This window comes from Glutamicibacter sp. NPDC090743 (assembly GCF_044769125.1).
Lineage (GTDB): Bacteria > Actinomycetota > Actinomycetes > Actinomycetales > Micrococcaceae > Glutamicibacter.
Genome location: NZ_JBIVXE010000006.1, coordinates 140,409 through 165,769, shown reverse-complemented (window position 1 = coordinate 165,769; position 25,361 = coordinate 140,409). Strand labels below are relative to the sequence as shown.

22 protein-coding genes are annotated in these 25,361 nt (G+C 59.3%); 8 read left to right on the top strand and 14 right to left on the bottom strand.

Going from position 1 to position 25,361, the window contains the following annotated elements:
- Window positions 1–115: 115 nt before the first annotated feature.
- Entirely contained in the window at window positions 116–682 is a 567-nt protein-coding gene (locus ACIQTS_RS13795; protein WP_402473679.1) for a histidine phosphatase family protein, read from the top strand.
- 6 nt (window positions 683–688) lie between these two features.
- Here the strand turns inward: ACIQTS_RS13795 and ACIQTS_RS13790 are convergent, their stop codons facing one another.
- The 5 genes from ACIQTS_RS13790 to ACIQTS_RS13770 form a co-directional block, all read right to left on the bottom strand.
- Window positions 689–1,753, bottom strand: a complete 1,065-nt coding sequence (locus ACIQTS_RS13790; RefSeq protein ID WP_402473678.1) for an alpha/beta hydrolase — start codon at window positions 1,751–1,753, stop codon at window positions 689–691.
- 131 nt (window positions 1,754–1,884) lie between these two features.
- The gene (gene aceB, locus ACIQTS_RS13785; RefSeq protein WP_402473677.1) at window positions 1,885–3,522 is read right to left on the bottom strand and encodes a malate synthase A; all 1,638 of its coding nucleotides are present in this window, start codon (window positions 3,520–3,522) and stop codon (window positions 1,885–1,887) included.
- 81 nt (window positions 3,523–3,603) lie between these two features.
- A complete protein-coding gene (gene aceA / locus ACIQTS_RS13780) occupies window positions 3,604–4,917 on the bottom strand; it encodes an isocitrate lyase (RefSeq protein ID WP_402473676.1) in 1,314 nt (437 codons plus the stop codon).
- A gap of 527 nt (window positions 4,918–5,444) precedes the next feature.
- Window positions 5,445–6,047 (bottom strand): HutD family protein, encoded by a 603-nt coding sequence (locus ACIQTS_RS13775; RefSeq protein WP_402473675.1) that lies wholly within the window; start codon window positions 6,045–6,047, stop codon window positions 5,445–5,447.
- Window positions 6,048–6,056: 9 nt separating this feature from the next.
- Window positions 6,057–6,677: a thymidylate kinase gene (locus ACIQTS_RS13770; protein ID WP_402473674.1), complete on the bottom strand. Its 621-nt coding sequence runs from the start codon at window positions 6,675–6,677 to the stop codon at window positions 6,057–6,059.
- Between the two features lie 210 nt (window positions 6,678–6,887).
- Between ACIQTS_RS13770 and ACIQTS_RS13765 the strand changes: the two genes are divergently transcribed.
- Window positions 6,888–8,378, top strand: coding sequence for a helix-turn-helix transcriptional regulator (locus ACIQTS_RS13765; protein WP_105658616.1), 1,491 nt, complete (start codon window positions 6,888–6,890; stop codon window positions 8,376–8,378).
- 10 nt (window positions 8,379–8,388) lie between these two features.
- Here the strand turns inward: ACIQTS_RS13765 and ACIQTS_RS13760 are convergent, their stop codons facing one another.
- The 7 genes from ACIQTS_RS13760 to ACIQTS_RS13730 all read right to left on the bottom strand — a co-directional run bounded on the left by ACIQTS_RS13760 (window position 8,389) and on the right by ACIQTS_RS13730 (window position 14,958).
- Window positions 8,389–9,051: an alpha/beta family hydrolase gene (locus ACIQTS_RS13760; protein WP_105658615.1), complete on the bottom strand. Its 663-nt coding sequence runs from the start codon at window positions 9,049–9,051 to the stop codon at window positions 8,389–8,391.
- A gap of 53 nt (window positions 9,052–9,104) precedes the next feature.
- Window positions 9,105–9,824 (bottom strand): hypothetical protein, encoded by a 720-nt coding sequence (locus tag ACIQTS_RS13755; protein WP_402473673.1) that lies wholly within the window; start codon window positions 9,822–9,824, stop codon window positions 9,105–9,107.
- Between the two features lie 252 nt (window positions 9,825–10,076).
- Complete coding sequence (locus ACIQTS_RS13750; RefSeq protein ID WP_402473672.1) at window positions 10,077–10,493, bottom strand: GNAT family N-acetyltransferase; 417 nt, start codon at window positions 10,491–10,493, stop codon at window positions 10,077–10,079.
- 9 nt (window positions 10,494–10,502) lie between these two features.
- Window positions 10,503–11,084, bottom strand: a complete 582-nt coding sequence (locus ACIQTS_RS13745) for a hypothetical protein (protein WP_402473671.1) — start codon at window positions 11,082–11,084, stop codon at window positions 10,503–10,505.
- 4 nt (window positions 11,085–11,088) lie between these two features.
- Window positions 11,089–11,445, bottom strand: coding sequence for a VOC family protein (locus ACIQTS_RS13740; RefSeq protein WP_402473670.1), 357 nt, complete (start codon window positions 11,443–11,445; stop codon window positions 11,089–11,091).
- A gap of 150 nt (window positions 11,446–11,595) precedes the next feature.
- On the bottom strand, window positions 11,596–14,154 hold the full coding sequence (locus ACIQTS_RS13735; RefSeq protein ID WP_105658610.1) for an ATP-dependent Clp protease ATP-binding subunit: 2,559 nt from the start codon (window positions 14,152–14,154) through the stop codon (window positions 11,596–11,598).
- Between the two features lie 129 nt (window positions 14,155–14,283).
- The gene (locus ACIQTS_RS13730) at window positions 14,284–14,958 is read right to left on the bottom strand and encodes a response regulator (RefSeq protein WP_402473669.1); all 675 of its coding nucleotides are present in this window, start codon (window positions 14,956–14,958) and stop codon (window positions 14,284–14,286) included.
- A 313-nt stretch (window positions 14,959–15,271) separates the two neighbouring features.
- Between ACIQTS_RS13730 and ACIQTS_RS13725 the strand changes: the two genes are divergently transcribed.
- Complete coding sequence (locus ACIQTS_RS13725) at window positions 15,272–16,456, top strand: histidine kinase (RefSeq protein ID WP_365943037.1); 1,185 nt, start codon at window positions 15,272–15,274, stop codon at window positions 16,454–16,456.
- 627 nt (window positions 16,457–17,083) lie between these two features.
- On the opposite strand, the gene ACIQTS_RS13720 is transcribed toward ACIQTS_RS13725, so the two are convergent.
- Complete coding sequence (locus tag ACIQTS_RS13720; RefSeq protein WP_402473668.1) at window positions 17,084–18,289, bottom strand: hypothetical protein; 1,206 nt, start codon at window positions 18,287–18,289, stop codon at window positions 17,084–17,086.
- Window positions 18,290–18,612: 323 nt separating this feature from the next.
- Here ACIQTS_RS13720 and ACIQTS_RS13715 point away from each other — a divergent pair, with 323 nt between their 5' ends.
- Entirely contained in the window at window positions 18,613–19,890 is a 1,278-nt protein-coding gene (locus tag ACIQTS_RS13715) for an FAD-binding oxidoreductase (RefSeq protein ID WP_105662422.1), read from the top strand.
- A 103-nt stretch (window positions 19,891–19,993) separates the two neighbouring features.
- Here the strand turns inward: ACIQTS_RS13715 and ACIQTS_RS13710 are convergent, their stop codons facing one another.
- On the bottom strand, window positions 19,994–20,848 hold the full coding sequence (locus ACIQTS_RS13710) for an NAD-dependent epimerase/dehydratase family protein (protein WP_365943040.1): 855 nt from the start codon (window positions 20,846–20,848) through the stop codon (window positions 19,994–19,996).
- 76 nt (window positions 20,849–20,924) lie between these two features.
- Here ACIQTS_RS13710 and ACIQTS_RS13705 point away from each other — a divergent pair, with 76 nt between their 5' ends.
- The 4 genes from ACIQTS_RS13705 (at window position 20,925) to ACIQTS_RS13690 (ending at window position 25,286) form a co-directional block, all read left to right on the top strand.
- A complete protein-coding gene (locus ACIQTS_RS13705) occupies window positions 20,925–22,169 on the top strand; it encodes a hypothetical protein (RefSeq protein WP_402473667.1) in 1,245 nt (414 codons plus the stop codon).
- An 83-nt stretch (window positions 22,170–22,252) separates the two neighbouring features.
- Window positions 22,253–22,669: a LexA family transcriptional regulator gene (locus ACIQTS_RS13700; RefSeq protein ID WP_105658603.1), complete on the top strand. Its 417-nt coding sequence runs from the start codon at window positions 22,253–22,255 to the stop codon at window positions 22,667–22,669.
- Window positions 22,659–23,951, top strand: a complete 1,293-nt coding sequence (locus ACIQTS_RS13695; RefSeq protein WP_105658602.1) for a Y-family DNA polymerase — start codon at window positions 22,659–22,661, stop codon at window positions 23,949–23,951. Before ACIQTS_RS13700 ends, ACIQTS_RS13695 begins: the two co-directional genes overlap by 11 nt.
- 69 nt (window positions 23,952–24,020) lie before the next feature.
- Complete coding sequence (locus ACIQTS_RS13690; RefSeq protein WP_365943042.1) at window positions 24,021–25,286, top strand: glycoside hydrolase family 3 N-terminal domain-containing protein; 1,266 nt, start codon at window positions 24,021–24,023, stop codon at window positions 25,284–25,286.
- The last annotated feature ends 75 nt before the right edge of the window (window positions 25,287–25,361 follow it).

Sequence of the window (25,361 nt, the reverse complement as noted above, 5' to 3'; positions counted from 1 at the left end):
CGTGAAAATCTTATGCGCTCCAGGCATCCACGGCGCGCTTAAGTGTTGCAGATCTATCGTGAGCTTGGCCACCAGCGGTTGCTGTTGGCCACCTGCCGGGTGGGAGAATGGGCTTATGAAACTAGGATTCGTCCGCCACGGACAGACGCAATGGAACCTCGAAGGCCGCTTGCAGGGTTCCAGCGACATCCCCCTGAACGATACCGGGCGAGCCCAAGCCCGCGAGGCTGTCTCGGTGCTGGACGGCGGCCAATGGGACGCTATCGTTTCCTCGCCGCTCTCGCGGGCACGCGAGACGGCACAGATCATTGCCGACGGGCTGGGACTGGAACTTGGTCCTAGCTACGACCTGCTGATCGAGCGCGACTACGCCCAGGGCGAGGGCATGGTTGAGACCGAAGCGCTGGCGCTATGGCCGGACAAGAACGGTGGTGGAATTGAACCACTGGAATCTGTAATTGACCGTGGCCTGCGCGCAATCAACCAGATTGCAGCAGACTACCCGGGCAAGAACGTCGCGGTAATCTGCCACGGCACCATTATCCGCTACACGCTCTCGCACTTCGCCGGCTACAAGCTGGACACCATCCGCAATGGCTCGGTTGCCATTATCGGCAATGAGCCCGGCGATTGGCAGTTGGAACTGGTCAATGACCAGGTGCCCAGCAAGGTCGCGGGCTAAGCCGCACTAGATGCCGGAAGGAACAATCCGGCGGATGCTGGAGGCCACCAGCGAATCACGCTGCCGGTTCTTGACGACCGCAAGCCATGAGCCCAACGCCATGTAGGCCTTGGAGCGGATCTTTGGCGAGGAGAGGAACACGTCGTGCAGCGCGCCTGGTAGGCGCACCAAATGCAGTTCCCGGCCTAGGTCTATGCTGCGCTGGGCGACGACCTGCACATTCAAGGCCACGTCGGCGCGGGTGGCGGTGTCGTGCCAGCGAGGCAGCAAATAGTCTTCCGCCGAAAGCATCACCAGGGTGGGCATCTGTAGATCCAGCCCCTTCTTCACCTTGGCTTGCGCATTGAAGACTGCAGAGATGAAACCCGCGGTGAGCTTGAAGCCGTTGATCGGGCGCCAACCCAGATCGTAATCCCATTCGCCGGAAAACTGGCTGGAGACCGTGCGGGTGTAGAACCCTGGATCCACCGTCGGCAAGAAGCGGTGGGGGTTGCGGCTGCTGGCCGCCTGGACGATCCTCGCCAAGGCGGTGCGCCCGATCTCGCTGGCCTGGAATTCCAGCCACGGGCTGTTCAGCGCCAGCGCATCAACTTTCTGCGGGTTGGCTGCCGCATACAGCGAAGCGCTGAGCCCGCCAGTGGAGTGGGCGAGCAGGACAAAGCGGGTGCCCGGATGCGCGCTGGAAATGATGCGGTGGGCCGCGTCGAATTCCTCGAAGTACTCCTCCAGATCGGTGGTGAAGCCCGGGCTTCTGTGCTCGGCGATTTTGGTGGCCTGGTCTACCGGCAAGTTCCGTCCATAATGGCGCAGGTCCAGTGCGTAGAAATCCGCTCCGGCTTCGGAGAGGAATCCAGCCAACTCGGCCTGGAAGAAGTAGTCCGACCAGCCATGCACATAAAGCACCGCGATCCCGCGCAATGGCGGCGGCAGGCGCAGCGTTCTGCGTGGACGGTGCCTGATCAACGTCGCGGTCGAACCGTCCGACATCGGCAGCGGCCGTTGCGAGAAATCCTCGCCCAGCAGATCGGGCTGCCACAGGTCCTCGGCCGGGTTCTTGAACTGGAAAGCCATGGCTACAGCCTAGCCACCGCACACGCAAAACGGCATCCACCCGCTGGACTGGTTACCAACGGATGAATGCCGCTTTGCGTGGCCGACGTTCAGGGACGACTGTTTTCTATCGGCCGGGTCTCGGGTACTGCCTAACCTGCCATTTCCAGGGTGCGGGCTGGCGCATCCAGGTAGCGCAGGTAGGCGTTCTTGGTCAGGAAGGTCGGGAAGTCATCGCGCAGGGCGCAAGCTTCGAAGATTTCCACGGCTTCCTCGAAGCGATCGCCCTCGAAGCGCTCCAAGCCCTCCATGGTCTCCTCGGCCAGTTCCTGGACCCAGCGACGGGTGATGATCTCGCCCTCATCGGTGATCGCCGACTGGTGGATCCACTGCCACAGCTGCGAACGGGAGATCTCGGCGGTAGCAGCATCTTCCATCAGGTTGCGCAGTGCCACAGCACCGTTGCCGCGCAGCCAGGACTCGATGTAGCGGATGCCGATCTCGATGTTGTCGCGGATGCCGCGTTCGGTGATCTTGCCGGTGACGCTCTCGATGTTCAGCAGGGCCGGGCCGGTAACCTCGACATCTTCGCGGGTGCGCTGCAACTGGTTGGGGTTCTCGCCGAGCACCTCGTCGTACACCTCCCGGGCAACCGAAACCAGGTCGGGGTGGGCAACCCAGGAGCCGTCGAAGCCATCAGCTGCTTCGCGGGCCTTGTCCTCGCGGACCTTGCCGAACGCCAGCTCGTTGATCGAGGCGTCCTTGCGGTTGGGAACGAATGCGCTCATCCCGCCGATGGCCGAAGCCCCGCGGCGGTGGCAGGCCCGCACCAGCTGTTCGGTGTAGGCCCGCATGAACGGGGCGGTCATGGTCACGGTGTCGCGATCCGGAAAGACGAAGCGCGGTCCGCGGGAACGGAAGTTCTTGATGATCGAGAAGATGTAATCCCAGCGGCCAGCATTGAGCCCCGAGGAATGCTCGCGCAGTTCGTAGAGGATCTCTTCCATCTCGAATGCGGCGGTGATGGTCTCGATCAGCACGGTGGCACGGATAGTGCCGCGCTCGATATCCATCAGATCCTGGGCCATGTTGAACACGTCGTTCCACAACCGTGCTTCCAGATGGTTCTCCAGCTTCGGCAGGTAGTAGTACGGGCCGCGTCCGGCTGCCAGCAGGCGCTTGGCGTTGTGGAAGAAGTGCAGTCCGAAGTCCACCAGCGCACCGGACATCGGGGTGCCGGCAACCAGCAGGTGCTTCTCCGGCAGGTGCCAGCCGCGGGGACGAACCACGATGGTTGGCAGCTGCTGCAGATCGTAGCTGTTCAGCTTGTACTCGCGGCCATCCGGTGCGGTGAAGTCCAGATCCTGATCCAGCACCCGGATCAGGTTGACCTGGTTCTTGATGACGTTCTGCCAGGTTGGCGAGGAAGCGTCCTCCATGTCGGCCAGCCAGACCTTGGCCCCGGAGTTCAGCGCATTGATAGCCATCTTGCGTTCGATCGGGCCGGTGATTTCCACTCGGCGATCTTCCAGCCCCGGTGCGATCGGGGCGACCTGCCATGAATCGTCTTCGCGAATAGCGCGGGTCTCGTCCAGGAACTTCGGATCGCGGCCATTGGCAATGCGCGCCCGGTTGACCTGGCGGCGCTGCATCAACTCGGCACGGCGCGGTTCGAATGCGGTGTGCAGGGCCGAAAGGAAGTCCAGGGCCTCGCTGGTCAGGATCTGCTCCTGGTAGCGAACGGGGGTAGCGGTAATGGTGATGTTGTTCAGGGTGATGGGGGAGTTCATGGCAGCGTCCTTAAAAATCTTGGAAATGGTGCTGGTGCTAGCCGGCGCCTTTGCCGGCTAGCACCATCGACCCATCAGGGTCTAATGGAATTGGCCTTCTTCGGTGGATCCCACCAAGGCCAGGGTTGAGGCGTTAGGGTTCAGCGCCGTGGAGATCGCATCGAAGTAGCCGGTGCCGACTTCGCGCTGGTGCCTGGTGGCGGTGTAGCCGGCGGCCTCGGAAGCGAATTCGCGTTCCTGCAATTCGACGTAGGCGCTCATGCCGTCCTTCGCGTAGCCGGAGGCCAAGTCGAACATCGAGTGGTTCAATGCGTGGAATCCGGCCAGGGTGATGAACTGGAAGCTGAAGCCCATGGCGCCCAATTCGCGCTGGAACTTGGCGATGGTCGCATCGTCCAGGTGCTTCTTCCAGTTGAACGACGGCGAGCAGTTGTAGGAAAGCATCTGGTCCGGGAAGTCCTTTTTGACCGCTTCGGCGAACTTGCGGGCCAGCTCCAGGTCAGGGGTGCCGGTTTCCATCCAGATCAGGTCCGAGTACGGTGCGTAGGCCTTGGCCCGGGCGATGCATGGCTCGATCCCGTTGGTGACCTTGTAGAAGCCTTCCGGGGTGCGCTCGCCGGTGATGAACTGCTGATCGCGTTCATCGACATCCGAGGTGATCAGCGTTGCCGCTTCAGCGTCGGTGCGGGCGATAACTACGGAAGGGGTGCCAGCCACGTCGGCGGCCAGGCGGGCCGCGTTCAGGGTGCGGATGTGCTGCTGGGTCGGGATCAGCACCTTGCCGCCGAGGTGGCCGCACTTCTTTTCGCTGGCCAGCTGGTCTTCCCAGTGGACGCCCGATGCGCCAGCGGTGATCATGGACTTCATCAGTTCGTAGGCGTTCAGCGGGCCGCCGAAGCCGGCTTCTGCATCAGCGACGATGGGGACCATCCAGTCTTCGACGGTCTGGATGCCTTCGGAGAACTCGATCTGGTCTGCACGCTGCAATGCGTTGTTGATGCGGCGCACGACCTGGGGAACCGAATTGGCCGGGTACAGCGACTGGTCCGGGTAGGTCTGGCCTGAAAGGTTGGCATCCGCTGCTACCTGCCAGCCCGAAAGATAGATGGCTCGAAGGCCGGCCTTGACTTGCTGCACTGCCTGGTTGCCGGTCAGTGCGCCCAACGCGTTGGTGTAGCCGCCGGTGGGGGTTTCCTCGGTGAGCTGTTTCCACAGCTTCTCGGATCCGCGTTTGGCCAGGGTGTGCTCTTCCTGGACCCGGCCCTGGAGCTTCACGACGTCGGCAGCGCTGTAGTCGCGGGTTACGCCGTTCCAGCGGGGGTTGTTTTCCCAGTCGCTCTCGATGGCTGCGATGCGGTTGCCGATCGAGGTTTCGTTGGTGTTTTCAGTAGTCATTGCCTTGGCTCCTTCGCACAAGCTACGGGTTCATGTCGATCGGAAGGTGATCTTGTGAACTTCTTCGTGACAACTACTTTTCCGCAGGTGCGAGGGCTTCAACAGAGGTTTTTCGAATTAAGATTTCCACTTCTTCACAAAAATGGAAATTTACCGCTTCTTGCGCTGAATGTGAGTCAAGGCATGGAAATTAGCTGATATTGAATCAATCCCTGGCGAAGAAGAGTGAAATTTAACAGCAAGCCTGGATAAGGGCGAAGCCAAAGCAGACCGATTCCGGGCTCTGCGAGAATCGGCGAATCACTGATGAGCTGGGATTTTATGGAAACCGCAGGTGTTGATTCGCCACGGCAGGCGTTGTGCAGCAGGCCAAAAAACGTGAAATATCAGAGTCTGGACTGGTAGCTGGATTTTGCCAGATGGGGGCCTGGACTTGTCGCTATGGCCCATATTCTTGGCCGGCAGTGCAGTTTCTGAGTGCGAAGATTTATGGATCTTGCGATAATGGCTGATTGAGCCGGAACGGGCTAGGGCTGGTCGAAAGAAACCACAGCCATGAAACCGCGGCCGGAGATGCGTGGTTCACCGGCGTCAGAGCCAACGACGGTGTCACGCAGGTTCAGCGACTGTTCGCTGTCGCCGAGCAAGAGCTTGGCGGAGCCCTGGACCAAAAGGCCCAGTTGCCCATCAAAGAGGTATTGCTCGCGCTTTTTGGACAGCTCGACAATGCGAACGGTGGGTCGTACCTGCTCTGGAATGGCGGCCACGTGCACGATGAGCAGTTCTTCGGCGGGCTGGCTCGCCTGGACAGAATTTCTCGTTTCGAATTTCAACGGGCGCAGCGGTTCCAATCCGTGCTCTTGCCCGTCTACATCCAGCTGCACGAAATCGCCGGCGATCAACGTGAAGACTTGAGCCGAAGGCGACGGAGTGAAGGTTGCAGATTTCTCGATAGAGCGAATCGACAGTTGCCAGGTTGATTCCCGCAGTTCGCTGGACCGCAACGTTCCGTCCTGCGCCAGAATGCCGCTCGCAATGAGCCGGACCTGCCCTAGCTCCCATTGCTTCTTGGTGCTTTGCGCCAATTCGAGAATGGAACCCGGTGCAAAAGATGCTTGTGCTTCGCTCATGGGACGAGTCTACTTGCCGATGACCAAGCGAAGTTGTTCAACCAGCTGGGATGTGGGCAGCGAGGCATCAAGAGTTATCCAACCGTGCACTTGCGCAAGGCGCAGATACTCATTTCGACTGTCCCTGAGATACTCCATGCTTTCGTCGTCTTTGCCACGGGAATTGATCCGCTCAAAGGCAAGGATGGGGTCGATGTCGAGCAGGACAATTCTCGCGTGCTCGGTACTTTTCGCCGCAAGCCAGGGGAGAAGCAGTCCCGGAGGATGGCCACGTAAGCGCCGCAGCACTAATTGGCAATACAGGTGCCGGTCCATCACGCTGAGTCCGGGAGAGCGGGCCGCGAAAAGCATATTGCGGGCAACATTGAAGCTGCGAATGGAAGTTTCGAAGAAATCCTGGGTGAAAGTCGGGAACGTGATTCCCAGGGCGCGAGAGAATTTGGTAAGCCAGCTCCGCGCGGCGACGTTTGCGAGCCTATGAGCCTGAATGCGATCGTTGCGCAGCTGCTGTACTAAAGCTTCAATAGTGGTGCTTTTACCTGCGCCATCGGTGCCGACGATGACCAAAGTCCGGGGTGGATCATGGGCATGGCGCGGGGCCGGTAGGGGGCGGGTGGAGACTGCGTGCATGGTGCTCCTTGCGGGATCTCTTTGTAGTTTCAACGTTTGCGCTTCGCTGAAGATTCCGCAGAAAGGCTGTGCATTTGTTGAGAGTAGCTCGCCGGGGAAGCAAGGAAAGAACCGTGAATATTTGCTTCCGCGTCACTGCTGGGCGATTGAATTACGGGTTGAATCCGGAAGATCTAGAAATTTTCACGATCCTTGGCATAACCTTGTCATGTGACTGCAACCACATGGAATCGCTCAGTGAACTCAGCCGGCAATGGCGCTGGCAGCGAAGATACAGAACTCGACGCCATTGCTCTCGGCCGCAGAATCCGCTTTCTGCGCAAGGGCAAGCAACTGACCTTGGATGATGTCTCGGCGCTCGTTGACACCGCGCCGAGCCAGTTGTCGCTGATTGAAAACGGCAAGCGCGAACCGAAGCTATCGCTGCTTAAGTCCCTGGCTGGAGCCATGGGGGTTGGAGTCGACGATCTGCTGGGCACCGAACCGCCATCGCGCCGTGCTGCTTTGGAGATCGAATTGGAACGTGCCCAACGCGGTCCACTGTACGAGTCCTTGGGATTGCCTACCGTTCGTGTTGGCACGCGTCTGCCCATGGACGTCCTGGAATCCCTGGTGGGACTGCAGCATGAATTGGAACGCCGCCTGAACGAGCAGGCCGCGACCCCTGAAGAAGCCCGTCGGGCCAATACCGCGTTGCGCCATGAGATGCGCCAACGCAACAACTACTACAAGGATATCGAGCAGGAAGCCGCCAAAGTCCTCTCTGCAGTTGGCCACGATTCAGGGCCGCTCTCGCATCATCGTGCAGCAGATATCGCCGAGCATCTGGGATTCAGCCTGCGCTTTGTGGGCAATCTTCCGCATTCCACGCGTTCGGTGACTGACCAGAAGAACAAGCGTATCTATCTGACGCAGGCGAACCGCTCGGAACATGATCCTCGTTCGGTGTTGCTGCAGGCGCTAGGGCATCACGTATTGGGTCATAGGACTCCAACCGATTATTTCGATTTCCTCTCGCAGAGGGTCGCGACCAACTACTTTGCCGCGGCGTTGATGATGCCGGAAAAGTCCACGGTGGACTACTTGCGGCGAGCTAAGAACAACCGTGAGTTGGCCATCGAGGATCTGCGCGATGCTTTCGCCGTGTCCTATGAGTCCGCAGCCCACCGGTTCACCAACCTTGCCACCGAGCATCTGGGGATGACCTGCCACTTCCAGAAGGTCCACGAATCGGGCATCTTGCACAAGGCTTATGAGAATGACCGAGTGAACTTTCCAGCCGATCACACCGGTGCCATTGAAGGACAAACCATTTGCCGGTATTGGACAAGTCGCGTGGTCTTCGAGCAGATGGATAAGTTCCGTTCCTTCGAGCAGTACACCGATACCGTCAATGGGACCTTCTGGTGCACGGCGCGCACCGAGCGCCATTCCTCGGGACTGTATTCCTTGTCCATTGGCGTGCCTTTTGAGCATGTGAAGTGGTTCCGCGGGCGGGATACCAAGGAGCGCTGCCAATCCACCTGCCCGGACGAGAACTGCTGCCGCCGTCCACCTGCTGACCTATCCAGCCAGTGGTTCGGCAATGCGTGGCCGGCTACGCGCGCCAATACCCACTTGCTGGCGGCCATGCCAACCGGAGCTTTTCCCGGAGTAGATGAAACCGAGGTCTACCGATTCCTGGAAAAGCAGGTGGACTAGGACCGTTGGACTATGCGATGTGCTTGGAGATGAAGGCAAGAGCAGTTTCCGCCAGCCACGCGCCATCCTGGGCAACGGTGCGGCCGGAGCGGGCTACCTTGAAGGAATGGTTGCCACCTTCGAACCAGGAAAGTTCGCTGTGCTCGTTCAGCTTGCTGGCGACTTCTTCCATCTTTTCGGGGTTGGCAAAGGGATCGCGGGTGCCTTCGAGGAAAAGCATCGGCACCGCAATCGGGTAGAGATGCTCATCGCGTAGCTTCTCTTCCTTCTTAGGCGCGTGCAACGGGTACCCCAGGAAGATCAACCCTGCCGAGGGCATGCCCTCGGCAACTGACAGGGAAGCGATGCGCCCGCCAAAGGACTTTCCTGCCGTGAAGATTGGCAGGCCTTCAGCCAAGTGTTCTTCAACCCAACGGCGGACCTGGTGCCACACTGCGACCGCCGCTGGCGCTTTGTCGGGAAACTTCTTTCCAGCATCCATGTAGGGGAAATTAAAACGCAGGACGCTGGCACCCAGATTCGCAGCGGCTAGCGCAAAGCCGGCCATGAAGTCATGATCCTTTCCAGCACCTGAACCGTGTGCGAGCACGATGACGGCCTTCGCCGCCTTTGCTCGGTCCCAGAGCGCGCTGAGTTCCAGGTCTTCGTATGGAATGGAGAGTTCTTGGGTCATAGGTACCACCCTAGGGGCTGAGGGCCCATCAACTGATCATGAAAGGAAATGAACTACATTTCCCAGTCCTTGCGGAGTGCCGTATCGGTGTCATCGCCATTTCTGGCCAGTACCGTCAGCTTTTCAATTTTTTCGCCGGTTGCCGCACGCTCGTTGATCTTGAGCATCATATTTCCCGAGACGAAGATCGATGCGGGCATGTCGTATTCGCCGTCGATCCATGGACCGTCTGCGAGGGTGACGACGAGTTCGCCAAGCGCAGGCGACTCGACTTTCTCAACGTAGGCGTGGGGGTCAGCGGGCAGGCATGTGCGGTAGATTTCCAGCTCAGTGATTTCAGCGCCGCATAGGGATTTGTAGGTATCGTTCATGGCGGACAGCCACTGCATGTACTTTTCCGAGGCCCAGGCTTTGCGGTCCTCGGGATCGGCACCAGTACGAGCCCGGGTGAAAGTTCCTGAGTTATTGCCGTCTTCAGTAGCGAAGGTGACAGATTCCAATTCCGGCGAGGCCTCGCCTACGCTTTCGAACATGATTCGGCCCATCATGCGCAGCTCATCCTCGTTGGTTTCGTAGCTTTCCCGCATCTGGGTTCCAAACTTCATGCTGTTATCCAAGAAGATATTGATGGCACCAGGTGCTGGAGATTCCCAAGAAGTCATTAGGTTGTAGGGATACAAGAAGCCTTTGGTGGACTTGATGCCAGAGTTTTCTTTCCACATCTCAATTTTGGAATCTGCCCAGGCCTGTCCCGAATTGGCGTTGGCGTCCAACTCCGCGGGTCCAGGCTCGGGGGCGGTTTCACCGGGTTCACCGGTTTCGGCCGCGGGCTGTGCCGCCGGAGTGGAGCCAACGACGGAAGCCGCCCTCGAATCGGCTGGCGCTGCTTGTTCGGGAGCTGCATGGCACCCTGCTAGAAGCAAAGCCAACGATGACAGGGCAATGACCGAACGGGTGCGCAAGAATAACTCCTCATTATCGATGAATGGTCAGTCTATACAGGCCAGGCAGCGAAGGGAGAGCTGTTACGAGAATTTGGCAAAGGTCCGGATCGCACCGGGACGGAAATCCGACGCTTCCGTGAGCCCCATGGATTCGTAGAAGGCACGTTGCCCGGGTTCATCATCGGTGATCAGGACCAGCTGACGCACATGCTCATATTTCACTAGTACGGCAGAGAGCAAAGCACGGCCTACGCCGGTGCGATGCGTAGATGGACGCACCAGGATGTCCTGGACGTAGCAGATGGTGGCATTATCCGAGACCACGCGCACAAGGCCGATCAACTGGTGGTCTACGTCGTAGGCGTAGATTACGCATGCTGAATTCTTCAGGCCTTCGAATAGTACGTCTGGGTTGTCTGTATAGGCGATCCAGCCCACCGCGTTGTAGAGCGAGAGTATTTGTTCCTCGGAAGGCACCTTAGTGGTGGAGAGTTCCATCGAGTCCTTTTACTGTTGCGGGGAAACCGAAAGGATCTCCGCGTTGCCCAGCAACGGATGCTTCACCAGTTCTGTTTCCAATGTGTGGATGATGGCTTGGGCGGAGTCGCCGTTGTAAACGAACACCGGGCCATCATGCCGGTAGTAGACATCCTCATGCCATCCGATTTCGCCGTCACCCAATGCATGCTGCAGGGCCCTGACGGTTGGCTCCAGATCCGATTCGGCCCCAAGCCTGGTTCGAAGCAAAACGTACTCGCTGCCGCCTACTTCGGTGCGTTGTCCATCAATAATCAGCCAGGAACCATGCCCCAGTCCCCCATCGATGAGCGAAGAGAGCAATTCGGAAAACAGCTTCTTCGGTTCGGGGGTGGCCACTTCAAGGTTAATGTCGCTGGAGATCGGCTCCTCGGCCGCGTCCAATGTGGTCTTGGCGCTGATGATGGTTCCGGAAGCCTTGTATTTGGGCAACAATGTATCGAGCAGGCCCGCTTCATGATCTTTGCGCAGGCGTTCGGTCATCGGCTGGGCAAAATGGATCTGCACCCGGTGAGTCGAAGCCTCCGATGATTTCCTGGCAAACAGCGACATGTCCTCAGTCCTCGTGTGGGTCGGAAATGCAAAAGACGATTCCGTAAGGATCGCGCATAATGGTCCAGCCAAAAGTGGGATCTTCGGTGTGGTCCTCAACGCGTGTTGCGCCAGCGGCTGTGCAACGGGCGACTTCCTGCTCGCGGCTCGTGCTTGCTTGCAAGTCGAGATGAACCCGGTTCTTGCCGGCAGTGATCTCATCAACTTTTTGGAACCCCAACCTCGCGCTGAAGCCAGGGACGCTGATCATGGTGAACCCCGGGTACTGGCCCAGATATTTCCCGCCCAGAACAGCCCTCCACCAAGCCGAGGCAGCTTTCTCGTCAAGGGCATCAAGGGTGATCATTCCAATGTTCGCCATGCAGTCAAAGGTACCGGGAGTCTTCCTGCTTAGCTAGAGGTTGACTGCATTTCTGCAGCTGACTAGCGCACTTTCTAAGTGAAGAAAAGGGGCTTGCTTGGCCGGGACGGAAGTCCCGAGCAAGCAAGCCCCTTTATGGGCTATGCCGGCCTAGCTATCGAAGTAGTTTGGCGCGTGCTCGTTGTGAGCAGGTGGAGTCGGCATCTCGACTTTCTTCTGCACCTTCAGCATGCCAGCGGCATAGTCCACCGAAACGGTGTCACCAGCGGCAAGCGAATCACTGATCAGCAGGTCGGCAATGGCATCCTGTACCTTGCGCTGTACCAGCCGGCGCAGCGGGCGGGCACCGAACTCGGGGTCGTAGCCTTCGTTTGCCAGCCACTGCACGGCAGCGTCGCTCACCTCCAGCTTCAGCTCCTGGTCCACCAAGCGAGCTTCGGTCTCGGCGATGACCAGCTTGACGATCTGGCCAATCTCGGACTGCGAGAGCTTGGAGAACAGCAGTACCTCGTCCAGACGGTTCAGGAACTCTGGGCGCATGAACTCGCGTACCTTGCCCATGACCTTGGCCCGGATTTCTCCAGCCTCACTGGTGGCATTGGCGGAGGTGAAACCGAAGTTTCCGGCCTTGTTGGCCAAGTACTCGCCGCCGAGGTTGCTGGTCATCAGGATCAGCGTGTTGGAGAAATCGACAGTGCGCCCGGCTGAGTCGGTCAACCGGCCGTCATCGAGTACCTGCAGCAGCACGTTGAACACGTCCGGGTGGGCCTTCTCGATTTCATCGAGCAGCACGACCGAGTACGGGTTGCGGCGGATCTTCTCGGTCAGCTGGCCGGGCTCGTCATGGCCGATGTACCCCGGAGGTGCGCCAATCAGGCGCGCCACGGTGTGCTTCTCACCGTATTCGCTCATATCGACGCGAACCAGCGATTCGGCCGAACCGAAGAGGTTTGCAGCCAGGGCCTTGGCCAGTTCGGTCTTTCCGACGCCGGTGGGACCCAGGAAAAGGAACGAGCCGATGGGGCGACCTGCTGGCGACATTCCGGTACGGTTGCGACGCACGGCGCGTGCCACAGCGGCAACGGCATCGTGCTGGCCGATGACCGAAGCATGCAGGGAATCTTCCAGCGAAGCCAAGCGTGCCTTGTCATCTCCCGAGATGCGCGAGGTGGGGATGCCGGTGGATCGGGAGATCACTTCCGAAATCTGCTTCTCATCCACTACCCGGGTGACCCCTGCATCGCCGGCCTCCTCAGCAGCCTTGATGCGCGCGGTCATTTCCACGATGTGGTCACGCCATGCGCCAGCTTCTTCGAATCGTTCCTCGCCGATAGCGCGTGACTTCTCACGCTCGGCGTCTACCAATTCGGCACGCAGGGACTGCACATCCTCGGCATCTCCAGCAGCGATGGACCGCCGGGCACCGGCGATATCGATCAAGTCGATGGCCTTGTCAGGAAGCTGGCGGTCGTTCAAGTAGCGGGCAGAGAGCGTCACCGCGGCCTTGAGCGCTTCGGGGGTGTACTGCACCTGGTGGTGATCCTCGTAGGATTCGCGCAGGCCGTCCAAAATGGCCAGCGCCGTTTCCTCCGACGGCTCGGCAACAGTAACCTTGCCGAAGCGCCGAGCCAGCGCGCTGTCCTTCTCCACCTTGCGGAACTCATCGAGCGTAGTGGCGCCGATCATGTGCAGCTCGCCACGCGCCAAACGCGGCTTGAGGATATTTGCGGCGTCCATATTGCCGGACTCGCCAGAGCCTGCACCGACCAGCAGATGCATCTCATCGATGAATATCAGCACCTGCCCTTCGGCTGCGGCTACCTCGTCGAGCAGGCCGGTGAGCCGCTGCTCGAAATCTCCGCGGTAGCGGGTTCCGGCGAGCATGCCCGGAAGATCAATGGAGATCAAGGCCGCATTGCGCAGTTGGGCTGGTACCTGGTCATCGATGATGGCGCGGGCCAGTCCTTCGGCAATGGCGGTCTTGCCCACGCCTGCCTCGCCAATCAGCACAGGGTTGTTCTTGGTGCGACGGGCCAGGATTTCAATAACCTGATCCAGTTCCTCCTTGCGTCCGATCACCGGATCAATCTGGCCGTCGGAGGCCAGCAGGGTCAGATCGGTTCCGTAGCGTTCGAGCATGGACACGTCGGACTCGGAATCGGACTGGTTCTGGGCATCGTTTTGGCCACGCTGGGCCTGCTCCATGGCGGCTTGCTGCAAGGACTGGCCGGTGATGCCGTGCTGCGCCAGGAGCTGGCTGACCGGAGATTCCGGGTTGAAAACGAAGGCCAGGAAAAGATGATCAGGGTCGATGTAGGTCGAACCGTAGTTACGAGCAACCTGATAGGCGTCAAAGAGGCTGCGCTGAGCTGCCGACGATAGGTGGGATGGCTTCTCGCCCTTCTCCTGGGACTTGGGCATGCGCGCGATGGCATCTGCACTCAAAGCCTCGATGTCGATACCCATGGCGGTCAGGTGCTCGCCGACTGGTTCGGTGCGCAGCAGAGCCATCAGGAGGTGCAGGGAATCAATCTCGTCGTGGCCATGCTCCTGGGAAATCGCTGCCGCGGTGGCTACCGCTTCGTGGGTGCGGGCGGAAAGCAGGCGCGTGAGGTCGATGGGACGTGCTGCCTGAGCACGTGAAGACAGGAATCGAGAGAGGAATTCCTCAAACGAGCCATCTGACGGTGCGCCGAAAAATGCTGGCAAGTGAGCCTCCTAATAGAAACTTGAGCGGTCTATGCTCATGTTCAACGCATATGGCGCGCAGATATTCCCGAACCAGCCGGGCAAGGTGTCAAAGAGGTTGACTTCACACTAATAGCTGGAAAGCAGGCGCTAGTCTTTGGGGATTTCGATAAGGCCCATACGCGCGGCCGCAACCAGAGCCTGGACCCGATCGCGAACATTCAGCTTAACGAAAATCTTCGCCATATGGGTTTTAACCGTAGTTTCGGAAATAGTCAGAGTTCTTGAAATCTCGGTATTGTTTAGCCCGCGTGCGAGCAGTTTTAGAATCTCGAATTCCCGATTGGTAATTCCCAAGTCATAGGCCAGTTCTTGAATGTCTTGGGAATTATCCCGGTAAGCTTCGCGAACCGCAGAAACTAGATCAGAAGAAACCGACGGGGAAATGGCTGCAGTTCCTTGGTGAACGGCATGGATCGCATGAATAATTTCATCTGGTTCAGAGTCTTTTACCAAGTATCCGCTGGCCCCAGCGGTCAGTACCGGAACCAGGTAGTCGTCAGAAGAAAAGGCGGTAATGGCAAGCACGGAGGGGCTGTCTTCGGCAGATTTGATTGCTTTAGTAGCGCTAACCCCGTCCATTATCGGCATCTGCAAATCCATGAGCACAACGTCCACTTGATTGCCGCTGCAATACTCGACGGCGGCCTGTCCATTTTCAACAGAATTAACCGTTACAATTCCGTGGTCTGTTGCTAGGATTGTGCCCAACGCATGTCGAATTAGAGGTTCATCATCGACAATAAGGACCTTTATTTGTTCCATCTGATTCCTCTGATTCGATGCGGGTGGCCTCATGTTGGCCTGTTCACCTGAAAGTATATAAGTTGATCTGATGTGGAGTTTGTTATGAAGGGTTTGAAAATGCTGGCCGTAGCAGCATTAGTTCTGGCACCATTGACCGCCGTGGCAGCTCCTGCATCTGCCGCGAGCTCTCCAGCCTCCAGCAGTGGCAACGTTGCTACTCCTGCTGGCTTTGGCTCAGCCTTCTCGGAGTGGTTCTGCAAACGCTACGGCGTCGCCTGCCCATAACGCGGTTTATTTGACTTGATCATCTGAGCCGGGAATTATTCGGCATATGACTGGACGACTAAAGGACACCCTGACCAAGCTCTTCGCTGGTCGGGGTGTCATTGTTTGGACTGGTATTGCGGTTCTGATCGCGGTTTCCAGTAGTGAGTTCGTGACTCTGCTGGAAGACGGATTTAGTGGTTCGTCGGATATTTCGGTTCGAGGCGCGTTGCTCGGCGTAGGACTGTGCGCAATTCTTGCGCTTGGTCTTCGCTGGGTTGCCGTATCCGTCGGATTGTTTGTGGCAGTTGCCTATTTCTTCCTCACGGACGGCGCCTTGTTCTTCTGGACTGTCGTTTCATTCATGATTTTTTCGGCGCTGGCAGCTACGGCCAGTGCCATGAGCGTTAGGGCCTTATTCCTAACCTTGTCCGCAGCGTGGATGGTGCAGTTCGGCATCCAGTCCGGGCAAGACGCGGTTCTGCTTGTCGGGATTGCCCCGTTGACGGCGATGGCGTTCTTCTTAACGAGGAATATTTACTTGCTGCGCGAGAAGAACGAGCTCGCTCTTCGGCAAATGCATACGGTCAAAGAGCAGACTCGTCTTGCTGTCGACCGGGAGCGAAAGAACATTGCCCGGGATCTGCACGATATTGTCGCGCATGACATCACGGTCGTGGCCATGCAGTCGAAGGCCGCGAAGTTCGCAAACGATGGTCAGAAGGCCCTCGAAGCTCTGGATGTCATCGCCAAACTGAGTACTGAGACTTTGCACGATTTACGCCTGATGCTCAATGTCCTGAGGGCTGATGGGACCATGGCAGATCCCTCGTCCCAGGGCATTGATAAGCCGGCCGCTACTACTGTTTACGCGCTTCAGGGTGCAGAACTTTTCGTTCAGAGGCTAAAAGAGGCAAATTTCGAGGTGAGCTCCACCACTGACGAGAAAATTTCCGAATTACCCCGTTCTGCACAGACTGCGATTTATCGGGTCATGCAAGAAGGTACAACAAATGTGATAAAGCACGGTGCCTTGGGCGGGAAGTGCACCTTCGAACTCACGGTCCAAGGGGCAGAGGGCATCCTGGAAATTACTAATCAGATGGGGAATTTCGACAAGAAGGCGAGTGGGTTGCCCGAAGGCGGGACAGGCCTGATTGGCATGGGTGACAGGATGCGTGCATTTGGTGGAAAGTTTGCAACCAGTTCCGAAAACGGTGTTTGGGCACTGCGCGCAAGCATCCCGTTCTGACCCCTACCCTCCTACTAAAGTATGATTTCGGATTTTCGCAGGACGCGATAAGTTAGACATGTATCGGTGAAGACCGATCACCGGGAAGGTACTTGGTGGTGTTTTGCGAGTGGCATCACTAAGGATCCGAGGGTGATTAAAAGGTACGTTGCATTGCGTAAACGGACTGATCTTTCATCGGCGCTGTGCCCCCATCGCACGCCGTTGTCTGTCAGTAATGCAACGTACCTTTTATAACTTAAACCCAGCCCGTGTTTCTGCGTTCTGCCTCACACCTCAGGTCGGAATGGGCCTGCGTGGCGGGGTGTTGCGCCTATGGAGAGCATTTCCTGTCTGGGAAGCGAGAGCGCATGAGTACCCAGGCAGATACGGTTGTTTGGCAACAATAAGGCCTGGCCGTGGAGCCTAAGGGCGGCTTTGATAGCAAGACGGCAGATGCTGCGATCAACGCAGAAGCAACCGCAGATTCTTTGGCCGTGAAGGCCGGCGAACCAAGCGGGGCCCATGGTTCGATCGCCTGCCGTGGCACGACGCCGAGCTGGCCACGCGCATCGGCTAGTCGATGAATCAACGGCAAAGGGTGCGAGAACTCGAATTAGTTCTCGCACCCTTTGCCGTTGCTGGTGGTTAAGCCTCGGAAGCCTCTGCCTCTTGGGTGTCTTTCAAAACATGATCAGAAACCTTGGCCAGCGCTCGTTCCAGTGAAGAGCGCAAGACCACAGGAATCGTGATCTCGTCATTAATCTCGACAAGGCCTTCGCGTTCAAAGACGCGCAGCAGGGACTCGACCTGGGGGACAACCTCCTCAAGGCTGGCAATCAGGTGATGCTGCTCGGCGGGAAGGTCATCTTCGGTCGGAACTTGCAACGCGAACTCGGCACGTGGCGGTGTCGATGATGCGGCATTGCTCAACACGCCGGCCACCATCTCGGCGATCTGCGCCTTGCCCGGCTGCTCCAAGGTGTTGATCAGGATGTGCGAGTAGAGAACCTCTGCAATCAGCTCCTTGACCAAGCGGGCGCCTTGTCCGCTGGATGCCAGCAGCGCATCGCTGAGCGACTCGGTTGGGGTTGCGTTCGGTTCCTGGTAGCGCAGCATGGCCGTGCCGATCAGGGCGTCCCAGTATGCCGATAGGCGTGGAATGTCGGCTAGCGAAGAAACGGCAGTGCCGTCTTCCGGCTCCCACTGGGCATCCTCTGGAACGCCGGCGGATTCATCGACCTTGACGAACAGGCCCAGCGCGCTGGCCGCATCCTGCAGCGTATCGCCGGTGAGTACGCCAGCTGGGGTGGTCGGCTTGCCTTCGCCAACCCAGCTGATCAACTCGCGAGCCGCAAAAACGAAGGGCATCGCTTCGAGGCTGCCGTTGGCCTCATCATCTTCGAGATAGGGTGCCACGATGGGTGAATCGCCAGCCATGCGGGAGAGGAATTCGAAAGTCTGCTTGAAGTCATCCACGCTTCCGCCGAAATTAGCGGTCGTGCCCAGGAAAGTCAGGTAATGCTTGAGGATCGCAGCGCTGGCTTCCGAAACTTCCTTGCCCAGCGACGTCAAGTGGCCCAGCTGTTCACCCAGAATCGTCGGATCCAGGGTTTTGACGTCAACGCTCTGGCGCAACTGGGCATGCACGGTCAGCAGGGTAGTGAGCCCTTCGAGCGCTGCGCGGGTCTCGCTGGCTGCCTGGCCCTCTTCGTGGAAGTGGCGGAAGAGCGAGGACTTGAATGGCTGAAGAGCTTGGCGCACTTCGGATTCAAAAGGCACGCTGCTGGCGCCGGAACGGCGGGCTGGATGACCCTGGGCAGGCTTCTTCTTGGCTGGTTTACGTGAGGCCATGAGTGTGGTGCAGTTCCTTAGAAATGGCTGATCGGCGGGATTGGTAATTCGCTTCTCTCCAGTCTACGCAGGACGCGCTGGAGGCGAAGTTCCCGATGGGCGATAGTGATGCAGCCTCTGGGGAAAGTGCCCGTACGGGAGGAAGTACTTGTTGAAAGTTCGGAATAGGCAATCATTTACCGCAAGAAACACGAACCTCCTGCCGGTGTGGTGGCGCTCACCGTCGAATCGTCAGGACGCGTTGATTTTCCCTGGGGATCGCGCGACAGTGAAGACATGCGGGCTCGTGTGGAGAGGCCGTCGAAATGCTAGGAGAGTGGATCATGGCTGGAGTAGGCGTGCCAGATCATGTCGTTGTTGTAGGCGCTGGCTTTGTTGGCCTGTCGACCGCTTGGTACCTGCAGGAAGCTGGCATTAAGGTTACCGTCGTGGATCGCGGCGGCGTCGCGTCCGGTTCCTCTTGGGGTAACGCCGGCTGGTTGACCCCGGCCCTGACCCTGCCCATCGCGGAGCCTGCAATTTTCAAGAACGGCCTGAAGATGATGCTCGACCCGGCATCCCCGCTGTACATTCCGCTGAAGGCCGATGCCAAGTTGCTCCGCTTCCTGATCGGTTTTGCCTGGCACTCGACCCCGAAGAAGTGGGAAGAAGCCATGCGGGTCTACTCGGAAATCGGCGCAACCGGTTTGGATGCCTTCGACGAAATCGCGCAGGCGACTTCGGCAGGGCCGGGCGTGCAGGAGCCGACCAAGCCGGCAAATCCATTCTTGACCGGATTCACCTCGCTCAGCGACCGCGATGCGCTGCTGCATGAATTCGAGATGATCGAGAAGACCGGCGGCGAAGTTGATTACGAATTGCTCACCGGCGACGAGTTGCGCGGCATCGAGCCGACCCTGTCCAATAAGGTCGCTGCGGGCGTAGCCATCAAGAACCAGCGCTACATCAACCCGCCGAAGTTCATGGATTCACTGGCCGAATCCGTCATCGCCCGCGGCGGCGACATCATCGGAGCCTTCAACGTCACCGATGTGCGCGACAATGGCGGCTCGGTCACCGTCATCGGTTCCGAAGGCCGTTCAATCACCGCGGATCACGTGGTGCTGGCTACCGGTGCTTGGATGACCGACATGGCCAGCAAGTTCGGTGTGAACGTTGTGGTTCAGGCAGGCCGCGGCTACTCGTTCACCGTGGAGCCGGAGCACATGCCAACGCACCCGATCTACTTCCCGACCCAGCGCGTTGCCTGCACCCCGCTGGGCGATCGCTTCCGCATCGCCGGCACCATGGAATTCCGCGACGCCAACCACAAGCTGGAGCCGAAGCGCATTGAGGCCATCGTTGCCGCTGCGACCCCGGTCTACCAGGGGATTAACTGGGAGAACCGCAAAGAAGAATGGGTGGGTGGACGCCCATGCACCGCGGACGGCATGCCACTCATTGGCCAGACCGGATCCTCGCGCGTGTCGGTTGGCGGCGGCCACGGCATGTGGGGCGTTGCGCTGGGACCGCTGACTGGCAAGATCCTGGCTGCCCAGATTGCTGGCCAGCAGGTTCCAGGCATCGCCCGGCACTTCAACCCCTTGCGCAAGGGGTTCTAAGCGTTTCGGTCTACACCCGGAACGAAATAAAACAACCGGCTTGCGGTGCATCATGGCGATGCGCTGCAAGCCGGTTTTCCTTTAAGGCTGTCTTTTACGCGCTTTAGGCATGGCGGGTTGATGTCCCGGCAAGGATCGCGCGGTAGCCTTCGGTAAATCCCGGATACTGCAGTTCAAGCCCGCTGGCTAGCAGCTTGGAATTATCGAGCCGGCGGTCGGCAGCACGTCGTGCCGGGGCTTGTCCTGCCTCTTCCGGCGCAGGCAAATGAAGTTCCTTGGCCAAAAATTGGTAGACCTCGCCTAGCTGGGCTGGGGTGCTGTCACTGGCCAGGTAGAGGCCAGCGGCTTGCTCTCCCAGCGCCGCAACGTGAACGATGGCCGCGGCCAGGTCATCGCGGTGGATGCGGTTGGTCCAATGCGAGCCCGCGGGAATCTGTGCGGTTCCGGCGGTGACGTGATCGATGAGCCGGGTGCGGCCCGGGCCGTAGATTCCCGACGCCCGCAGGATTGTTACCGGCAGGCCGCTGCCGGCGAGCGCTGCCTCGGTGTGCGCAAGGACCTGCGCGGTGGGGCTAGCTGGGGCAAGCGGTGCTGATTCGTCGACGAGTTCTCCGTTGGCGCCGCCCATCACTGCGGTGGAGGAGATGTAGATAAGCCGGCGAAGATTGGGGCATTGGGCTGCCAGCCGTGAAGCCAGTTCTTTGGCGACCCGCAGATAGCCGCGCGTGTAGCCATCGGCATCGCGGGTGGCTGGCACGGGAGTGAGCACGACGATTTCGGTCTGCGGATCGATGCTTGGCCACTGGGCGGCATCGAGCAGGTCTACGCTGTGGCCGGTAAATCCTGCGGGCAGCTTCTGGCTGTTGCGCCGCCAGCCGGTGACGCGATGGCCCTCCTGCTGGAGCCGCAGTCCTGCCTCGGTGGCGACATCTCCGCAGCTGACCAGTAATACTTTCACGAGACTCCTTTGGCGCGATATGTCCTCGGAGGCGAATCCCCCTACCCATAGACTAGAACCTTTAGGCCAGCGTGGCATGCGCGCGGAGGAAGGGGGCCAGGTGCAGTCTTCGGCGCGTTGTGTCCTGTTCTGCGTGGTTGCATTGCTCTCCATGCTCGGCGAGGGCATGGCGGTCTTTGCCTTGACCCTGGAATCCGCGGATCAGTTGGGGTCCTGGGGCGTAACCGCGTTGTTCCTCGCCGGCTTGGTTCCGCCGATCCTTGCCGCCCCGGCTATAGGGCGTTGGGTGGACGGGGCAGGCCTTTTCAGGGTGTGGATCCTGAACCTGTGCGTGCATGTGGCGATTTTCGCGGTGATGGCCATTGCCTCCAATATCTTCGCGAGCCTCGCCTTGATGCCTGTGGCCAGTATTTGCGCGGTGGTTAACGGAGCGGTCATTTTCAAGATCGTTCCGCGCATCCGCGGAGGCTTCAGCATTGCTCGTGCCAGCAGCTTCCTTGTCGTAGCGACGTCCCTGGCGGGAATCATCGCGCCGGCGATAGCTTCGCTCGTCTTCGCGAAATCGGGGATCGGCGCGGTGCTTTGGTACGCGGCGGCAGGATTCCTGGCACTGGCCCTGGCGGCCATCTTCCTGTCCCGCTCGCAAGCCGCCAACGGGACAGGAACAGACGCAGCGAACGAGCCGGATCAGGGTGGACCGGTATCGCCCGGTGGAGCTGCATTGACGCGCAATCCACAATTGCGGATCTTGCTGCTGCCGGTGGCGGCGATCGTGCTGTTTACCGCAGCAGAAGGCGTTTCGGGGGTGTTCTACCTGCGCGGGATCACCGATAACGACACTGGATATGCGGTATTGCTCGGTGCCTGGTCCGTGGGCGCAGTGTTCGGTTCCCTGCTGGGAGGCAATCGCCGCTTCGGTACCCGAAGCGCCTTGACGATTCTGCTCGGTGGAGGGCTGGTGGGCGCCGCGATCCTCACGGAAGGGCTCTGGTCCAACGCGGCTGGCCTGGCCTTGGTGTTCCTTGCTGGCGGGCTGGGCAATGGACTGCACAATACTGGAGTGCGAACAGCCATTTACGAATACGTGCCGGAATCCCGCCATGGTGCTGCTTGGGCGCAGCTGCGGATGCTCATCAACATCATGGTCGCATTGGGCTATCTCATCGGCACCCCGGGATTGCTGATTGGCCCGGCCAGGGCAATCATCGTGATCTCCGGTGCCGCGACGCTGCTGGTTATTGTTGTATCCGCCGCGCTGTACAGCTGGAAAGCGCAGGCCAGGGTCCATGGGAGGACCTCTGCTACGGAGTCCCGGGGGTAGCGCGCTCGCCGGAAACATGAAGGTTGCTGGATAACGCGCTACAATTCAAGTATTCGAATATTTGTACTAGAAAGTGGTGGGGTGTGGCTGAAGAACAGGAGCTGATGCCTCCGGGAGCAACCCAAGGGCCGGTCCAAGCGGTATCCGCGATGGGTTTCCCCTCGCCAGCACGCGATTATTTTGACGGTGGACTGGACCTGAACCGGTTGCTGGTCCGTGATCGTGTCTCCACCTTCATCATGCGCGTCTCGGGCCACGCCATGCGGTCAGCTGGCATCTTCGACGGCGATGAAGTGATCGTGGACCGATCGCTGGCCGTGCGCCACGGCTCTGTGGTCATCGTCAACCTCAACGGGCAGATGCTGGTGCGCCGCTGGCAGATTGACGGCCACGAGGTTGGGCTGCTCAGCGATGAATCGCCCCTGCCCGTGGTACTGGCCGAAGGCGATGAGGTCAGTGTCTTCGGCGTCATTACCAGGTGCCTGCATCATGTCCGCTGACCACGTATCCCTGGTGGACGTCAACAATTTCTACGTCTCCTGCGAGCGGGCCTTCGACTATTCGCTGCGCAATCGTCCCGTGGTGGTGCTGTCGAACAATGACGGCTGCGTGGTGGCCCGTTCCCAGGAAGCCAAGGATCTGGGCATTCCTACTGGAGAACCCTTCTTCAAGGTCCAACGCTATATGGACTCCCACAACCTTGCGGTGCGGTCGAGCAACTATGAACTGTACGGGGATATTTCTGCCCGTGTCATGGAATTGCTCGGACGCTTCGGGACCTGGCACGAGGTGTATTCCATCGATGAATCTTTCGTCGGCCTGGAAGGCAACCTGGAACAGGTGCGCAGCACCGCGGCCCAGATCCGTGCCGCCATTGACAAGACTATTGGGGTGCCAGTCTGCGTGGGTGTCTCATCCACCAAGACCCTGGCGAAGCTGTCCAACCATATTGCCAAGCACAATCCGGGACTGGGCGGAGTCTGCGTCCAGCAGCTCATGGATCCCGAGGTCCTGGGCAGTATCCTGAACCGGGTTCCAGTCACCGATGTCTGGGGTGTGGGCCGCAAAACCGGTGCCAAGCTGGCAGCCATGGGCATTGAATCCATCGCGGACCTGCAAGCAGCTGACCCATTGGCGATCCGCAAGAAGTTTTCTGTCGTCTTGCAGCGCACGGTCTTCGAACTCAACGGGCAACGTTGCATTGGTCCGGTGGAGGAACGCGCGGATCGCGGCCAGGTCATGTTCACCCGTTCCTTCTCCACGCCGGTGCGCACCTATGAAGCGATGGAAGAAGTCATGTCCATCTATGCGCAGAAGGCTGCCGGCCGCTTGGCGCGCGAAGGCCTGTACGCTTCATTGCTTACCGTCACCGCGGGCACCAGCCGCTTCGCCCGGGGAGAAGCCTCATTCCCCAGTGCCCAGGTGCGCCTGCCGCGTCCGACGCGGGATCCCATCGTGCTCAGCAAGCTGGCAATTGCCGCCATGCGGGATCTGATGAAACCGGGAATGGACTATGTTCGCGGGGGAGTGATCCTCTCCGGGCTCAGCGATTCTCCGGGCGAGCCACAGCTGGACCTCTTTGGCCAGAGTCCCGATCCGGCTGCCGAGGAACAAGAGAACGTCTCTTCGGTAGTCCAGGATATCTCCCTTCGATTCGGTGCCAAATCCATTGGCCTGGGGCATGCCGGGATGGCCAAAATCCCTGAATGGTCAATGAAACGAGAGCATATTTCGCAGCGCTACACCACCGACTGGGATGAACTGCTGGTGGTGCGTGCCTAGCGTTCTGCCAACGGCAAAAGGTTCTCGGCTCTTCGGCAACTTCGCAGTTTACGGTGGAAGGATGATCTCATGACTACCCGTGCCAAGCAGCTCATGTCAGTCGGAATCCTGATGACGGTGATGCTCGCTAGCTGCAGTGCGCCGAATGCCCAAGAAGCAGCTTCGAGCACGTCCGAGGGCAGCTCCAGCAGCCCGAGCAGTACGAGGACTCCTGCGCAGCAGGCAACTCCCAGCCCGTCCGGCAACTCCGGGGCAGAAGAAAGCCCATCGCCTAGCCGCAGCCAGGAACCCTCGCTGCGCCAGCAAGCAGAAGCGCTAGCCGGCGAGCTGAGCGCCAGCGAACAGGCAGCGAGCCTCGTGATGGCCGGTGTCCCGGCAACAGGAGCAACCGCTGCGGAAATTTCTGCGATGAAGAAGCAGGGAATTTCCAATGTCTTCCTGCGTGGCCGTTCGCAACTGCCGGTGAAGCAGACCGCCGCCCAGGTCCAGGAAATTACCCAGGGCTTGGAGTCCGGCATTCCCGGGCAATTGCCGGTCTGGGTGGCCACCGATCAGGAAGGGGGCTTTGTCCGGGTGCTCCAGGGCCCCGGTTTCACCGAACTGCCGACTGCGTTGACGCAGGGAGGGTGGCCTGTATCGAAGCTGGAGCGTGAAGTGGGCGCCGCCGGGAAAGAACTGGCTGAAGCCGGCATCAACGTGAATCTGGCTCCGGTGGCGGACGTTGTTCCGGCCAGTATCGGCACCGGCAACGCACCCATCGGCTACTTTGGCCGCGAATACGCGCATGACGCCTCGGGGGTCTCCAAGGCCATTTCGACGGTGAACGAAGCGCTGCGCTCCGAAGGCGTGCAACCGGTAGTCAAGCACTTCCCCGGATTGGGCCGGGTCGCTGGGAACACCGATACCAGTACCAAAGTGACCGATACGAAGATCGATGCGGACTCCAGCGATCTGCAGCCATTCGAGCAGGCTATCGAGCAGGGCAAGTCCTGGGTCATGGTCTCCAACGCCCGCTACTCCCGGCTCGATGGAAAGAATGATGCACCGTTCTCTTCGAAGATCATCACCGGATTGCTGCGTGAGCAAATGGGGTATGGGGGAATCGTGATTTCCGATGATCTCTGTGAAGCCAAGCAGGTCGGCTACCTGCCGGTGGGCGAGCGCGCAGTGAAGTTCGTGGCCGCCGGCGGAACTGTTCCGCTATGCGTAAAATCGGCTCCGGCCATCACCATGGCGAAGGCCCTGGCAGCCGAGGCCAAGGCCGATGGGAAATTCGCGGCCCAGGTAAGAGAAGCCGCAGTGCTGGTTCTCGAAGAGAAGCTGCGCATGCAATAAGCTGCACAGCTGGATCTTAAAGGTGTAGGCCCGGGGCTCTTCCTTACTCGCTAGGAAGTGCCCCGGGCCTGCTCT